At 46.1% G+C, this 15,710-nt stretch carries 15 protein-coding genes; all 15 read left to right on the forward strand.

Translation table 11 applies throughout. The features are described from left to right. Positions 1 to 127 precede the first annotated feature (127 nt). The 15 genes from NCY57_RS11160 to NCY57_RS11230 all read left to right on the forward strand — a co-directional run bounded on the left by NCY57_RS11160 (position 128) and on the right by NCY57_RS11230 (position 15,710). On the forward strand, positions 128 to 610 hold the full coding sequence (locus NCY57_RS11160; protein ID WP_022426042.1) for a LeuD/DmdB family oxidoreductase small subunit: 483 nt from the start codon (positions 128 to 130) through the stop codon (positions 608 to 610). 3 nt (positions 611 to 613) lie between these two features. Then, a complete protein-coding gene (locus NCY57_RS11165; RefSeq protein ID WP_015524679.1) occupies positions 614 to 1,864 on the forward strand; it encodes a 3-isopropylmalate dehydratase large subunit in 1,251 nt (416 codons plus the stop codon). A 135-nt stretch (positions 1,865 to 1,999) separates the two neighbouring features. Continuing rightward, complete coding sequence (locus tag NCY57_RS11170) at positions 2,000 to 2,491, forward strand: LeuD/DmdB family oxidoreductase small subunit (protein ID WP_015524680.1); 492 nt, start codon at positions 2,000 to 2,002, stop codon at positions 2,489 to 2,491. Positions 2,492 to 2,513: 22 nt separating this feature from the next. Then, complete coding sequence (locus NCY57_RS11175; RefSeq protein WP_015524681.1) at positions 2,514 to 3,758, forward strand: 3-isopropylmalate dehydratase large subunit; 1,245 nt, start codon at positions 2,514 to 2,516, stop codon at positions 3,756 to 3,758. 215 nt (positions 3,759 to 3,973) lie between these two features. Continuing rightward, a complete protein-coding gene (locus NCY57_RS11180; protein WP_015524682.1) occupies positions 3,974 to 5,413 on the forward strand; it encodes a L,D-transpeptidase family protein in 1,440 nt (479 codons plus the stop codon). A gap of 375 nt (positions 5,414 to 5,788) precedes the next feature. Further along, the gene (locus tag NCY57_RS11185) at positions 5,789 to 6,583 is read left to right on the forward strand and encodes a CoB--CoM heterodisulfide reductase iron-sulfur subunit B family protein (protein ID WP_015524684.1); all 795 of its coding nucleotides are present in this window, start codon (positions 5,789 to 5,791) and stop codon (positions 6,581 to 6,583) included. Continuing rightward, entirely contained in the window at positions 6,580 to 6,969 is a 390-nt protein-coding gene (locus NCY57_RS11190) for a 4Fe-4S dicluster domain-containing protein (RefSeq protein WP_015524685.1), read from the forward strand. The genes NCY57_RS11185 and NCY57_RS11190 overlap by 4 nt, the downstream gene beginning before the upstream one ends. Positions 6,970 to 6,973: 4 nt before the next feature. After that, positions 6,974 to 8,962, forward strand: a complete 1,989-nt coding sequence (locus tag NCY57_RS11195; RefSeq protein WP_059085575.1) for a CoB--CoM heterodisulfide reductase iron-sulfur subunit A family protein — start codon at positions 6,974 to 6,976, stop codon at positions 8,960 to 8,962. Next, entirely contained in the window at positions 8,953 to 9,396 is a 444-nt protein-coding gene (locus NCY57_RS11200) for a hydrogenase iron-sulfur subunit (protein ID WP_015524686.1), read from the forward strand. Before NCY57_RS11195 ends, NCY57_RS11200 begins: the two co-directional genes overlap by 10 nt. After that, entirely contained in the window at positions 9,384 to 10,358 is a 975-nt protein-coding gene (locus NCY57_RS11205) for a 4Fe-4S dicluster domain-containing protein (protein ID WP_250789678.1), read from the forward strand. Before NCY57_RS11200 ends, NCY57_RS11205 begins: the two co-directional genes overlap by 13 nt. 3 nt (positions 10,359 to 10,361) lie before the next feature. Beyond that, positions 10,362 to 11,399, forward strand: coding sequence for a 4Fe-4S dicluster domain-containing protein (locus tag NCY57_RS11210; RefSeq protein ID WP_173739983.1), 1,038 nt, complete (start codon positions 10,362 to 10,364; stop codon positions 11,397 to 11,399). After that, on the forward strand, positions 11,392 to 12,246 hold the full coding sequence (locus tag NCY57_RS11215) for an FAD/NAD(P)-binding protein (protein WP_015524689.1): 855 nt from the start codon (positions 11,392 to 11,394) through the stop codon (positions 12,244 to 12,246). Before NCY57_RS11210 ends, NCY57_RS11215 begins: the two co-directional genes overlap by 8 nt. A 233-nt stretch (positions 12,247 to 12,479) precedes the next feature. Further along, positions 12,480 to 13,193 carry a 2Fe-2S iron-sulfur cluster-binding protein gene (locus NCY57_RS11220; RefSeq protein WP_330383239.1) on the forward strand — a complete coding sequence of 238 codons (714 nt, stop codon included), beginning with the start codon at positions 12,480 to 12,482 and terminating at the stop codon, positions 13,191 to 13,193. A gap of 13 nt (positions 13,194 to 13,206) precedes the next feature. Beyond that, positions 13,207 to 14,817 (forward strand): FAD-dependent oxidoreductase, encoded by a 1,611-nt coding sequence (locus NCY57_RS11225; protein ID WP_022426050.1) that lies wholly within the window; start codon positions 13,207 to 13,209, stop codon positions 14,815 to 14,817. A 50-nt stretch (positions 14,818 to 14,867) separates the two neighbouring features. Continuing rightward, positions 14,868 to 15,710, forward strand: a complete 843-nt coding sequence (locus NCY57_RS11230; RefSeq protein WP_059085578.1) for a fumarate hydratase — start codon at positions 14,868 to 14,870, stop codon at positions 15,708 to 15,710.

Consider the following 15,710-nt stretch of genomic DNA (forward strand, 5'->3'; position numbering starts at 1 on the left):
AAGTTATATTAAGTATTAAAAATATACATTTTAATTATATGACGTTTTGTGTTAGAATATAGGACGAAAAGGGTAACAGAGGAATGTTAACCCGGAAATGGATAACGATCAGAAAGGAACTTGTTTTATGGATAAGGGAACAATTTTTAAATTTCATAATGACCTTGATACCGATCAGATCATTGCATCCCAGTATCTGCTTCTGCCGAATCTGGATGAAATGAAGGGCCACACATTTGAATCACTGGATCCGGATTTTTCCAAAAAGGTTAAACCGGGAGATTTTGTAGTTGGAGGAGAGAACTTCGGATGCGGATCCTCCAGAGAGCAGGCACCGGGTGTTCTTAAGGCACTTGGAGTAAAGGCAGTTATTGCGAAATCTTTTGCCCGTATTTTTTTCCGCAATGCCATTAATATCGGACTTCCGGCAATTGTCTGTAAGGATCTTCCGGATGCTGTGAAGACAGGAGATACCCTGGAGCTTCATATGTCCGAGGGAACTGCTGTTGCCAATGGTAAGACTTATTCCTGCACAAAACTGCCGGAATACATGCAGAATATACTGAATCAGGGCGGCCTTATCGCTTCTCTGAACCGTGAGGAGGAATAAGAGATGGGAATGACGATCGCAGAAAAAATCATCGCGGCAGCGGCTGGAGTGGACAGTGTAAAACCCGGAGATATCTATACAGTTTCACTGGATCATCTGATGAGTAATGACGGAACCACACATCTGACTGTTGATATGTACAACAATAAATTAAAAAATCCTCATATTGCAGATACAAAGAAGCTGGTATTTATCGTAGACCATAACGTACCGTCTGACAGCCCGAAAACAGCGGCATCCCAGAAAAAGATGAGAGATTTTGCAAGAGAAAATAATATTGATTTCTGGGAAGGAAAGGGTGTCTGCCACCAGATCATGATCGAGAATTATGTCCGTCCGGGACAGTTGATCTTCGGTGCTGACAGCCATACCTGTTCCTACGGAGCACTTGGTGCTTTCGGTACCGGTGTAGGATGCACAGATTTCCTTTACGGAATGGTAACCGGAACATCCTGGGTCATGGTTCCGGAAACCGTAAAATTTAACCTGACAGGGAAGCTTCCTGAGGGCGTTTACGCAAGAGATCTGATCCTTACCATTATCGGCGAGATCGGGGCAAACGGCTGCAACTATCAGGCAATGGAGTTTGCCGGTGAGGGCGCCAGAACATTAAGCATCAGCGACCGTATGGCACTTTGCAACATGGCTGTTGAGGCCGGTGCGAAGACAGGGATCTTTGAGGCTGATGATAAAGCTCTGGAATATCTGAAAGAGCATGGACGTGAGCCAAAAGCGGTATATCACAGCGATCCGGATGCTGTTTACGCAAGAGAGTATACCTTTGATCTTTCAAAAGTTCGTCCGGTTGTAGCGAAGCCAGACTTTGTTGACAATGTGGTTCCGGCTGAGGAAACCTGCGGCATCAAGATCAACGAAGCGTTCCTTGGCTCCTGCAATAACGGCCGTATTGAAGACCTCCGTGTAGGCGCAGAGGTGATCAAAGGCAAAAAAGTTGCAGAGGGAGTTCGTTTCCTGGTTGTTCCTGCAAGCCAGACCATCTATCGTCAGGCATTAAAGGAGGGGCTTATCGATATCTTCATGGAAGCAGGGGCTATTGTTATGAACCCGAACTGCAGTGTATGCTGGGGAAGCTGCCAGGGTGTTATCGGCGAGAATGAGGTCCTGATCAGCACAGGAACCCGTAATTTCAAGGGACGTGCAGGTCATCCGAGCTCCAAGGTTTACCTGGGATCTGCGGCAACAGTTACTGCATCTGCCGTTGCAGGTGAGATCGCAATTGCTGACAGAGTATAAGAGTTTCAGAAAAGATTTAAATAATATATTCAGAAATTATCAGAGGATGATCCGTTTCGGCGTGGGTTCTTATAACAGGGCAGACAGAAAACATTTGCCTGATGATACGGAACGGAATAAACAGGAGATATACATATGGAAGCATTTACAGGAAAAGTATGGGTACTTGGTGATGATATCGATACGGATATCATTATCCCGACAGAGTACCTTGCACTGAAAACCATTGACGATATGAAACAGTACGGATTCAGTCCCCTTCGTCCGGAGCTGGCCGGACAGATCCAAAAGGGCGACATTATTGTAGCAGGAAAGAACTTCGGATGCGGATCCTCCAGAGAGCAGGCACCGGAGATCATCAAGGCACTGGGTGTGCAGTGTGTCATTGCGAAATCTTTTGCCCGGATCTTTTTCCGCAACTCCATTAACAACGGCCTTCTTCTTATTGAGCAGCCGGATCTTCATGACAATGTAAAAGAGGGAGATCAGGTTACGGTAGTAATGAATGAGCATGTAGAGCACAATGGAAAACAGTACCCGATCGCTTCTCTTCCAGAGAATCTGATGGATATCATCCAGGCTGGCGGACTGGTAAAAGCCATGCGTAAGCTGAACGGCCTGGACTAAAAAAACGGAGAGGAGAGAAATAATGGGCGAGACGATCATTGAAAAAATTATCAGACATAATACAGGCAAGGCAGTAAAGCCTGGTGATATCGTGACGGTCAATGTGGACAGAGTGATGATCCATGATATCTTTATTCCGTTTGTAGCGGAAAAATTTGAGGAGATGGGCTTTCAGAAGCTGTGGGATCCGGACAAGGTTGTTCTGATCTATGACCATCTTGTACCGGCAAGTCAGCAGGATGATACCAGACATTTCCATGTGGGAGATGCTTTTGCAGCTAAATATGGCATGAAAAACGTACACAGAAGTGACGGTATCTGTCATCAGCTTATGACTGAGGCAGGTTATGTTAAACCCGGTAATATTGTATTTGGCACAGACAGCCATACCACGACTTATGGATGTGTCGGTGCGTTTTCTTCCGGCATCGGTTACACAGAGATGGCCAGCATCCTGGGAACAGGAACCATGTGGATCAAGGTTCCGGAAACCATAAAGGTTGTGATCGACGGAGAACTTCCGGAGAATGTCATGTCCAAGGATATCATCCTCCGCCTGATCGGTGACCTTCGTGCAGATGGAGCTACTTACCGTGCTTTGGAATTTTCCGGAAGCACCATTGAAAATATGTCTGTGGCAAGCCGTATGACTATGGCGAATATGGCAATTGAGGCCGGTGCGAAATGTGCACTTTTCACACCGGATGAGAAGACAGCTGCTTACTGCAACGTAGAGCTTGATGATTATCAGAAGAGTCTTGTGGGAGATGAGGATGCTGTCTACATGAAGACCATAACTTATAAAGCAGAGGATTTTGTGCCGGTAATGGCATGTCCGTCTCAGGTGGACAAGATCCGTGATGTCAGTGAGCTTCAGGGTGAGACCATCGACCAGGTATTCATCGGTTCCTGTACCAACGGACGTCTGGAGGATCTTATGGCGGCAGCAGAGGTGCTGAAGGGCAAAAAGGTTGCAGACTTTGTAAAGCTGATCGTGACTCCTGCCAGCCGCAAAATTTACTGTCAGGCTATTGAGCTTGGCATTCTGGATACTCTTGCGGAAGCAGGGGCTATCATTACACATCCGGGCTGCGGACTTTGCTGCGGAAGGACCGGCGGAATCCTGACAGACGGTGAAAAGGTCGTGGCAACCAACAATCGTAATTTCCTGGGACGTATGGGAACTTCCAAGGTTCAGATCTATCTGGCATCTCCGAAAACAGCAGCAGCCTGTGCCGTTGCAGGCAAGATCGTAATGCCGGAATAAGAAGCAGAAGATTCTGAGAGAAATACTGTTGCCAGAAACAGATAAAGAAACGTATGAGAAAGACAGATTTTCGCAGAGGCGTCAGTCTGTCTTTTTTTACCGGATCAGAAGGATCCGGGATAAGTCATTTTTACAGAAAATGGGATTTATTGTATTATAATAACAGCCAGTGTGACAACATAACATATATTACATAAGACTCGAGGGATAAGGGTATGGAGAAAAGATCAACCATCAGTAAAAAGACACTGAAGATCATACTTGGGATCTGCATTGGCGTAACAATCCTGGCAGTGGCAGGGTTATTTGTCTATACATACTTGGCAGATCACAATACGCTGGGACGGAAGATTTCCATATGGGGAGTGGATGTTTCCGGACTGGATGCAAAGCAGGCAGAAGAAAAGATCACTGCGGAATTTGCAGATCGTCCGGTATCCTTTCAGGAAAATGATCAGGAAGTTTACAGTACTACTTTGAAAGAGCTGGGCTACAGTCTCAATGAAGAAGCCCTTCTGAGTAAGCTTACAGAAATTCAGAAACAGCGGGAAGAGAGCCGGAAGCTTTTTCCAAAGGAAGAAAATATAGAACCGGAATGTCAGATCGAGGAAGATGAGGAGCAGGAAAAGCAGGCTCTCGATCTTTCAAATTTCGGTACGGAAGAAAGAAAAGCTTCTGTTGATGCAGCCATTCAGTACGATAAGGAGAAAAAAGAATTCACCCTTGTGAAGCAGGTACAGGGGACGGAGATCGATCCGGATAAGCTGGAGACTACCGTGGACACAAATCTGAACGCAGCATTTGATACGGCTCTGCTTGGGGATATCATTACAGTACCGATCAACAAGCATGTGTATGTAAGTCCGACTGTCACTGCAACAGAGGATATGAAAAATAAGGTTACAGACCTGAACAGCCAGCTGAAGAAATACCGCAGCAGTACAGTAACTTATACATTCGGAAGTGAAACGGCTGTTCTGGATTCCGATACGATCACATCCTGGCTGAAGGCTGAAGGGGAGACGCTGACTTTAGATGAAGAAGCCATTAAAGCCTACATCAGTGAGCTTGCCAACAAATACAATACCATTTATGTTCCCCGCACCTTTCATACATCTACGGGAACGGATGTGACCATTGAGGGAAATGAGTACGGATACCGGATCGATCAGGACGGAGAATATGCTCAGCTTCTGGAAGACCTGAAAAGCGGTACTGCTGTAACAAGAGAGCCTGTTTACAGCAAAAAAGGATACCAGAGAAACGGAACAGACGATCTGGCAGGCAGTTACATAGAGGTCAGTCTGGATGCACAGCATTTGTGGCTGTATAAGGACGGAAGCCTTGTGACGGAAACAGATATTGTCAGCGGTAAGCCGGTGAAGGGGCGTGAAACATATCGTGGTGCATGGCCGATCGCCTACAAGGCGAGTCCCTTTAACCTTACCAGCAATGAATATGGTTACGATGTAAAGGTTAATTACTGGATGCCTTTTGTCTACGGACAGGGACTTCATGATGCGTCTTGGCAATCATCCTTTGGCGGGAACCGTTATAAAACCAACGGAAGCCACGGCTGCATCAATCTGCCTAAGGATCAGGCAGCACTGATCTATAACACCATTGATGCAGGTTATCCGATCATTATTTACTGATAGGAGCAAAAAAGCTTCGGAGAGATCCGGAGCTTTTTTTATGCCCGAAAATGAAAATTATCATGGAAGCAGGATCGTAAATGATAAGGTTTTTCAAAAGTACGTTAAAAAAAACACAAAAAAATATCGAAAAAGCCTTGTCGAAACAGAAATAACGTGATATGATGATTTCGGAAATCGAGCTAATACACTTCTTAATTGCGGAGGAAGAGTGTTTTTCTCTTTTATTTGGGTGCAAATTGATAAAAAAACTCAAATAAGTGTTAGTTGAGATTTCATTTTTTTATTCATGTATCGTTAAAAAAAAGACAATATATGAACAAGAATATCTACTAGAAACGTCAGATTTTAGACTAAGAAAGGATAATGAAAGGTATGAAGTACAGTTATTATCCGGGTTGCACCCTGAGAACAAAGGCCAAAGATCTGGATGAGTATGCCAGAGCCAGTGCCACAGCCCTTGGGTTTGAGCTTGAGGAGATCGAGGACTGGCAGTGTTGTGGTGGTGTTTATCCGCTTGGCACAGACGAGATCGCCACAAAGCTTTCTTCCGTCCGTGCGTTAAACCAGGCAAAAGAAAAAGGCCAGGATCTGGTGACAATCTGTTCAGCCTGTCATCATGTGATCAAGCGTGTCAATGATGATATGAAAAATGTGGAAGATATCCGGATCAGAGCCAACAATTATATGCAGTTGGAAGCTCCCTATGAAGGAGAGACAACCGTTCTCCATTATCTGGAGGTTCTCCGGGACAGAGTCGGTTTTGATAAACTGAAAGAAAAAGTAGTAAATCCTTTTACCGGAAAGAAGATCGGAGCCTATTACGGATGTCTGCTTCTGAGACCTGGAAAGATCATGGCATTTGATGATCCGGAAAATCCAAGGATCATGGAGGATTTTATCCGTGCCCTTGGCGCTGAGCCTGTGATCTATCCTTACAGAAATGAATGCTGTGGAGGATATATATCCCTGAAAGAAAAAGAAATGTCACAGAATATGTGTGAAAAGATTGAAGAAAGCGCAGCAGGCTTTGGCGCAGATATGCTGATCACTGCCTGTCCGCTCTGCAAATACAATCTGAATAAAAATTCCGGAAATAAAATGCCGGTTTACTATTTTACAGAGCTTCTGGCAGAAGCCCTTGGCGTCAAAGAGGAGGTGGCAAAATGAGAGATAACCATTCTGCTGCGGAAAAAATAAAGGAGATCAGCGGGACCAATCCTCTGAAATGTATGAAGTGTGGCAAATGCTCTGCTACCTGCCCATCCTTTGACGAGATGGATATCAAGCCTCATCAGTTTGTGTCCTACGTGATCAATGAAAATATCGAAGCACTTGTAAATTCAGCATCTCTGTGGAAATGTCTTTCCTGTTTTGCCTGTGTGGAGCGCTGTCCGCGAGACGTAAAACCCGGAAAGATCATTGACGGGGCAAGACAGCTGGTTGTTCGGGAAAAAGGCGGAGACTATCTTTCACCAAATGAAATTCCGGAGCTTCTTGATCCGGAGCTTCCTCAGCAGCTGCTTGTAAGTGCGTTCAGAAGATACAGGAGGTGAGAAAGTGCAGAGAATCGGTGTATTTGTCTGTCATTGCGGAAGTAATATTGCCGCTACGGTAGACGTGAAAAAAGTTGTGGAGATCATTGCAAAAGAGCCAGGAGTTGTCCATGCAGAAGATTATCAGTATATGTGTTCTGAAGCAGGACAGTCCAGGATCCAGGAAGCCATCCGTGAAAAAAATCTCACAGGAGTGGTTGTCTGTTCCTGTTCTCCGCGTATGCATGAGGCAACTTTCCGTAAAGCAGCGGAAAAGGCCGGCCTGAATCCATATATGGTGGAGATCGCAAATATCCGTGAGCACTGTTCCTGGATCCACAAGGATATGCAGGAGGCTACGGAGAAGGCCGTGATCCTTGCAAGAGCAGCAGTAGCAAAAGTCAATTTAAATGCTCCTCTTCAGCCGGGAGAAAGCCAGGTTACAAAGAGAGCCCTGATCATCGGAGGCGGTATCGCCGGAATCCAGACGGCTCTTGATATTGCCGATGCAGGCTATGAAGTTGATATTGTGGAAAAAACACCAAGTATCGGCGGAAGAATGTCACAGCTTGACAAAACCTTCCCTACTCTGGATTGCTCCGCATGTATCCTTACTCCAAAAATGGTGGAGGCTGCAGCTCACGAAAAGATCAATATCTATACATACAGTGAAGTAGAAAAAGTTGCAGGTTTTGTAGGAGATTTTACTGTTGATATCCGCAAAAAAGCGCGAAGTGTCAACATGGACAAATGTACAGGCTGTGGAGTCTGCCAGGAAAAATGTCCTTCCAAAAAGATTCCAAATGAGTTCAACAGAGGGCTGAACAACCGGTCAGCTATTTATACTCCGTTTGCACAGGCGATTCCAAATGTTCCTGTGATCGACAGAGAGCATTGCCTGAAATTTAAGACAGGCAAATGTGGTGTCTGCTCCAAAGTATGTCAGGCAGGAGCCATTGATTACGATCAGCAGGATGAGATCGTAACACAGAAATACGGAGCGATCGTGGTGGCAACCGGATTTGATACCATCAAGCTTGACAAATACGATGAATACGCATACAGCCAGAGCAAGGATGTGATCACATCTCTGGAGCTGGAGCGTATCATGAATGCTGCAGGACCTACAAAAGGACATCTTGAGCGCCTTTCCGATGGAAAAGCACCGAAGGAGATCGTATTTATCCAGTGTGTTGGAAGCCGTTGCTCCGATGACCGTGGAAAGCCATACTGTTCCAAGATCTGCTGTATGTACACAGCTAAGCATGCCATGCTGATCCGTGATAAATATCCGGATACCAATGTGACGGTATTTTATATTGATGTCCGTACACCTGGTAAAAACTTCGATGAGTTTTACAGAAGAGCAGTTGAGCAGTATAACGTAAACTACATCAAAGGTCAGGTAGGAAAAGTAATTCCGCAGCCGGATGGAACACTTCTTGTTCAGGGCTCGGATCTTCTTGATAATAAGCAGATCTTCAAGAAAGCAGATATGGTAGTTCTTGCAACAGCCATTGAGCCAAATCCGGATGTACGTAAGATCGCTACCATGCTTACTGCAAGTATTGACACCAACAATTTCCTTACAGAAGCCCATGCAAAGCTTCGTCCTGTAGAATCACCGACAGCAGGAATTTTCCTTTCCGGTGTATGCCAGGGGCCAAAGGATATCCCGGAGACAGTTGCCCAGGCAGGAGCTGCGGCTGTAAAGGCCATAGGGCTTCTTGCAAAGGACAAGCTGACAACCAATCCATGTACGGCAAAATCCGACGAGCTTCTCTGTAACGGATGCTCTACCTGTGCAAATGTATGTCCTTACGGAGCGATTTCCTATGAGGAGAAACAGGTCAACGATCACGGTATCCGTGAGACAAGAAGAGTTGCGGTTGTCAATACAGCACTTTGCCAGGGCTGCGGTGCCTGCACAGTAGCCTGCCCGTCAGGAGCCATGGACCTTCAGGGCTTCTCCAACAGACAGATTATCGCGGAGGTGGATGCAATATGTCGATAGAAACAAAGGAAGAATTCAGACCAAAGATCGTGGCATTCTGCTGTAACTGGTGCAGTTACGCCGGAGCAGACCTTGCCGGAAGCAGTCGTTTGAGCTATCCGGCGGATGTAAAGATCATCCGTGTTCCATGTTCCTGCCGTGTCAATCCCATGTTCATCCTCCGTGCCTTTGAAAAAGGAGCCGATGGTGTGATCATGTGCGGATGCCATCCGGGAGACTGTCATTACAGTACCGGAAACTATTATGCAAGAAGACGTATGACACTTCTGTTTTCAATGCTGGATTATATTGGTGTGGAAAACGGAAGAACACGTGTGGAATGGGTATCTGCCGCAGAGGGCGTGAAATTTTCACAGACTATGAATGAGTTTGTTGAGAAGATCCATTCACTTGGTAAAAACGTGAGATTGGAGGATATAAGATGCAGGAGCTGATAAAACGTGCAAAAGAACTGCTTGCAGATGGCACGGTAGTCCGGGTTCTTGGGTGGAAAGCCGGAGATCTTGCCTTTAATCCGGAACCAGCCTATTTTGAAACACCGGAATCTCTGGAGGATTTTGTTTATGATGGATTCTGCGGTGCCAATTTAAGCAAATATATGATCGAAGCTTCCAAGCTGGAAGGAAAAACCATGGTCTGTCTGAAGCCCTGCGATACATATAGCTTTAACCAGCTTTTGAAAGAGCATCGTGTAGACAGAGAAAAAGCCTATATCGTAGGTGTTGGCTGTAAAGGAAAGCTGGATATTGAAAAGATCCGCAAAATGGGGATCAAGGGTATCCGGGGAATTTCCGGAGCAGAGATTACCGGAGATGCAGAGACATTGACTGTGGATACTGTTTACGGAGAAAAAACCTGTGCATACAAAGATGCCATGCTGGAACGCTGCCATGTATGTAAAGGAAAAGAGCATAAAATTTACGATGAACTGATCGGTGAGTCAAAGGAGACAAAGGACACTGACCGTTTCGCAGAAGTTGAGCGGATCGAGGCAATGAGTCCGGAAGAAAAATTTGCATTCTGGCAGAGCGAGCTGAGTAAATGTATCCGCTGTAATGCCTGCCGTAATGTATGTCCGGCCTGCAGCTGCCGCAAATGCGTTTTTGACAGCAACAAGTTCGACAGCGCCCAGAAGGCAAATGTGGATTCCTTTGAGGAAAAGATGTTCCATGTGATCCGTGCCTTCCATGTAGCCGGAAGATGTACGGACTGTGGCGAGTGCAGCAGAGTCTGCCCGCAGGGAATTCCCCTTCATCTGTTTAACCGTAAGTTTATCAAGGATATTGATGCGTTTTACGGTGAGTATCAGGCAGGCGAGGATGCGGAGTCAAAGGGTCCGCTTACCAGCTTTACCTTTGAGGATGTAGAGCCAGGGATCGTGGCAGAAAGGGGATAATGTATGTATAAGATCGCAGTAGAAAATCTGCCGGCATTATTCCGGAAAATTGCCGCAGACCAGGAATTATATTTACCGGTAAAGGTAAGTGAACAGGTGAACTTCAAGGCATGGAGCGAGGATGCAGAAGTTTCCCTTGAAACACTGAAAACCGTGAAATCACCGAAGGATGCTTTCTTTCCGCAGAGTGAAAATCTCTATACCTGTAAAAAGGACGGAAAAAATATCAGCATTGAGCCTCAGGCGCTGAAAGACCAGAATTTTGTCGTATTCGGAATGAGAGCCTGTGATGTACAGGGGGTGAAGGTTCTCGACAAGGTATTCCTTGGGGATCCGGTGGATACTTTTTACCAGGCAAGAAGAGAACATGGAACTATCGTATCTCTTGCCTGTCATGAACCGGAGGAAAGCTGCTTCTGTAAAGTATTTGGCATTGATGCTGCAGATCCGGAAGCAGATGTTGCAGCCTGGATCATCGAGGGAGAGCTTTTCTGGAAGCCTCTCACAGAAAAGGGAAATGCTCTGACAGAAGCTGTGAAGGAGCTTTTGACAGATGCTGATGAGACAAAGGTAGAAGAGGAGAAGAAGGCGATCCGTGGTATTATCGAGCTTCTTCCATATACACATCTTTCACTGGAAGGATGGGCGCAGGAAGAATACATGGACCGTTTCAATTCTCCTGTATGGGAGAAACTGTACAAGCCTTGTCTTGCCTGCGGAACCTGTACCTTCGTATGTCCGACCTGTCAGTGCTATGACATTAAGGATTACGACACAGGGCACGGTGTTCACCGTTACCGCTGCTGGGATTCCTGCATGTACTCTGATTTTACCATGATGGCTCACGGAAACAACCGTACCAGCCAGATGCAGAGATTCCGTCAGAGATTTATGCATAAGCTTGTTTATTATCCGTTAAATAATGACGGCATGTTCTCCTGTGTTGGCTGCGGCCGCTGCGTGGAGAAATGTCCGGAATCTTTAAATATCGTAAAAGTCATCAAGGCCTTTGAAAAACAGGGAGGTGAAAAGAATGAGTGAATGTACCTGTCATAAAAATTATACACTGGATACGCTGATCCCAAAGGTTGGCGTGATCACCGATATCCGTCAGGAGACACCGGATGTAAAAACCTTCCGTGTGGAAGCTCCGGAGGGTGGAAAGCTTTTCGAGCATATGCCAGGACAGTGTGCCATGGTCTGTGCACCAGGCGTCAGTGAAGGTATGTTTTCCATTACTTCTTCTCCGACTGTAAAGGATTATCAGGAATTCAGCATCAAAAAATGCGGATCCCTTACCGATTATCTCCACAGCCTTCAGGTTGGAGATGAGATCGCAGTCCGCGGACCATACGGAAATCATTTTCCGGTGGAAGATAAGTTAAAGGGAAAAAATCTCCTGTTCATCGCAGGTGGAATCGGTCTGGCACCTCTCCGTTCCGTGATCAATTATGTGCTGGATAACCGTGAGGATTACGGAACAGTAGATATTCTCTATGGTTCCCGTTCCGCAGATGATCTGGTGCAGCTTAAGGAAATCCAGGAAGTATGGATGAAAACAGAAGGTGTAAATGTATATCTTACCATTGACCGCGAGCAGGAAGGCTGGGACGGTCATGTAGGATTTGTTCCGAATTATCTGAAGGAGATTGGTTTTGATACCAATAAGACCGCTCTGGTCTGCGGCCCGCCGATCATGATCAAATTCGTTCTGGCAGGACTGGAAGAGCTGGGCTTCTCCAGAGATCAGGTATATACCACACTGGAGCTTCGTATGAAATGCGGTGTCGGAAAATGCGGCCGCTGCAACATCGGAGACAAATACGTCTGCAAAGACGGCCCGGTATTCCGATGTGATGAGGTGGATGAATTACCTAATGAGTACTAAGTTATAGATTGCACCTTAAGAAACTTTCAAATATATGCGCTGGTTATAGCCAGTACACAGCCATGTGGAACAGCCATCTCGCTAAGATGCCCATTTTAGGAGCGGTTTTAGCGGCGCTGAAATCCAGTACTTACGAAGACTTAGGAGTGAAGGCTCTCCTGAACTCCTTAGTCGCAGTTAGTACTTAGTTCAGCAGAGCGTTGCGACGGGCACGTGTGAGATGGCTGTTCCACATGGCGTACGATTTGGATAAAAGAAAGGACACCAACATGGAAAATAATATGGTAAACGTATATTTTTTCGGTAAAAAATACAGCGTTCCCGGTGATCTGACCATTATGACAGCTATGGAATATGCCGGTTATACATTAAAAAGAGGATGCGGCTGCAGACACGGATTCTGCGGTGCCTGTGCGACCATCTACAGGATCAAGGGACAGAATGAGCTGAAAACCTGTCTCGCCTGTCAGACACAGGTGCAGGAGGGAATGTATGTGGCAAGTATCCCGTTCTTCCCTACAGACAAGAGACTTTATAATATAGAAGATCTTAAGCCGAACCAGCAGGTAATGATGGAGCTTTATCCGGAGATCTACAGCTGCATCGGATGCAATGCCTGCACAAAGGCCTGTACACAGGACTTAAATGTCATGCAGTATATTGCATATGCTCAGAGAGGCGAGCTTGAAAAATGTGCAGAGGAATCCTTTGACTGCGTAAGCTGCGGCTGCTGTTCCGTAAGATGTCCGGCAGGAATTTCCCATCCGATGGTAGGCCTTCTGGCAAGACGTCTCACCGGAAAATATATTGCGCCGAAAAGCGAGCATCTGGAGAAACGTGTGGAAGAGATCCACGAGGGCAAATTTGACGATATGATCGAGAAGATCATGCAGAAGCCGATCACAGAGATGCAGGAACTTTACAACAGCAGAGAAATCGAGAAGTAGGAGGGCGTAAAACATGTATGCACCATATCCAGAAAATATGATGGAATCCATCAAAAAGGTAGAGGCTACAAGAGCGGAGCGTATGGCAACAGAGCCAAGACGTCTGAGTGCAGATGAGAAAGATGCTCTTCTCAAAAAATTCCATCCGGACTATAACCCGGATGCATTTGCAGAGATCAAGGTAGGACCGAACAAGGGACAGAAAGCACCACTGGAACTGACAAAAATGCTCCATTCAGAAAGCCGTCTGCTCAACGAAAAAATCGATCTTACAAAAATCGATTATGATGTAGATGTACTGATCATCGGCGGTGGCGGAGCAGGCTCTTCCTGTGCCATCGAGGCCCACAACGCAGGTGCCAACGTTATGATCGTTACAAAGCTCCGTATCGGTGATGCCAACACCATGATGGCAGAAGGCGGGATCCAGGCAGCAGATAAAGAAAATGATTCCCCGGTACAGCATTATCTGGACTGCTTTGGAGGCGGACATTTTGCAGCAAAACCGGAGCTGGTAAAAAGACTGGTAATGGAAGCCCCGGATGCGATCAAATGGCTCAACGACCTTGGTGTTGAGTTTGATAAAGCAGAAGACGGAACCATGGTCACTACACATGGCGGCGGTACCTCCAGAAAGAGAATGCATGCTGCAAAGGATTATTCCGGATCAGAGATCATGCGTACTATCCGTGATGAGGTCTTAAATCTTAAGATCCCGGTAGTGGAATTTACCTCCGCTGTAGAACTTCTGAAGGATGAAAAAGGTCAGACTGCCGGTGCAGTCCTTCTCAACATGGAAACCGGAGACTATTCCGTTGCAAGAGCAAAAACAGTTGTAATTGCAACCGGTGGTGCAGGAAGAATGCATTATCAGGGATTCCCGACCTCCAATCACTACGGAGCAACTGCTGACGGACTCGTACTTGGATACAGAGCAGGCGCTTCCCTTCTTTACCAGGATTCTATCCAGTATCATCCAACAGGTGCGATCTATCCGTCACAGATCCTTGGTGCCCTGGTAACAGAGAAGGTTCGTTCCGTTGGTGCACAGCTTGTAAATGCAAACGGAGAAGCTTATATTCATCCGCTGGAAACCCGTGACGTAAATGCTTCCGGTGTTATCCGCGAGTGTGAGGAAGGCCGTGGCGTTGAAGTTCCAGGTGGACGAAAAGGTGTATGGCTGGATACTCCGATGATCGAGATCCTGGGCGGTGAGGGAACTATCGAAAAGAGGATCCCTGCCATGTTCCGTATGTATATGAACTACGGCATTGATATGAGAAAAGTCCCGATCGTGATCTACCCGACCCTTCATTATCAGAACGGTGGTCTTGAGATCAACGGAGACGGCTTTACAAAAGAAATCCCGAACCTTCTGGTTGCAGGAGAGGCAGCAGGCGGAATCCACGGAAGAAACCGACTGATGGGCAACTCTCTTCTTGATGTAATTGTATTCGGACGAAATGCAGGTAAAAAAGCAGCTGCCAAATGCAAAGAGGTAGAGCTTGGCACCATGAATCTAGATCATATCAGAAAATATGAAGAGGAACTGAAAAATGCAGGAGTTGATACAGGAGACGTATCTCCTATGCTTCTGCCGAAATATGCCCGCCACGAACGTTAACAATATGTTATGATAATAAAAACATATGAGATAAGCGAAAGGAGTCTATTATGAGAGAAATCGAAGTAACCAGACTTACAGAGGTTATCGAAAAACTCTGTATCGAAGCCAATGAACATCTCCCGGAAGATGTGAAGGATGCTATCAAAACCTGCCGTGCCTGCGAGGACGGTGAGATCGCAAAAGGTGTCCTTGATAACATTATCGAGAATTTTGATATCGCAGACAGTGAGAATGTTCCGATCTGTCAGGATACCGGAATGGCATGCGTATTCCTTGAAATTGGTCAGGATGTCCACTTTACAGGCGGAGATTTAAATGATGCCATCAATGAAGGTGTACGCCGCGGATACGATAAAGGTTACCTGAGAAAATCCGTTGTCAAGGATCCGGTACGCCGTGGAAACACAGGTGATAATACACCGGCTATGATCTATACAGAGATCGTTCCTGGAGATCAGGTGAAAGTAACTGTAGGACCAAAAGGCTTCGGAAGCGAGAATATGAGCCAGATCCGTATGTTCAAGCCATCTGCAGGCCTTCAGGGAATCAAGGATTTCATTCTTGAGGCTGTAGAAACTGCAGGTCCGAACCCATGTCCGCCTATGGTAGTTGGTGTTGGTATCGGAGGAACTTTTGACAAATGTGCACTTCTTGCAAAGAAAGCGCTGATGCGTCCTCTGAATACAGAGAACCCGGATCCTTACTATGCAGATCTTGAGAAAGAGATGCTGGAGAAGATCAACAAGCTTGGTATCGGACCTCAGGGCTTTGGCGGAAAGACCACAGCTATCGGTCTGAACATTGAGACTATGCCTACTCATATCGCAGGTATGCCATGTGCAGTTAACATCAACTGCCATGTAACACGTCATAAAACGGAGGTGCTTTAA

This window comes from Blautia sp. MB18-30, assembly GCF_023669475.1.
GTDB lineage: Bacteria > Bacillota > Clostridia > Lachnospirales > Lachnospiraceae > Blautia_A > Blautia_A fusiformis.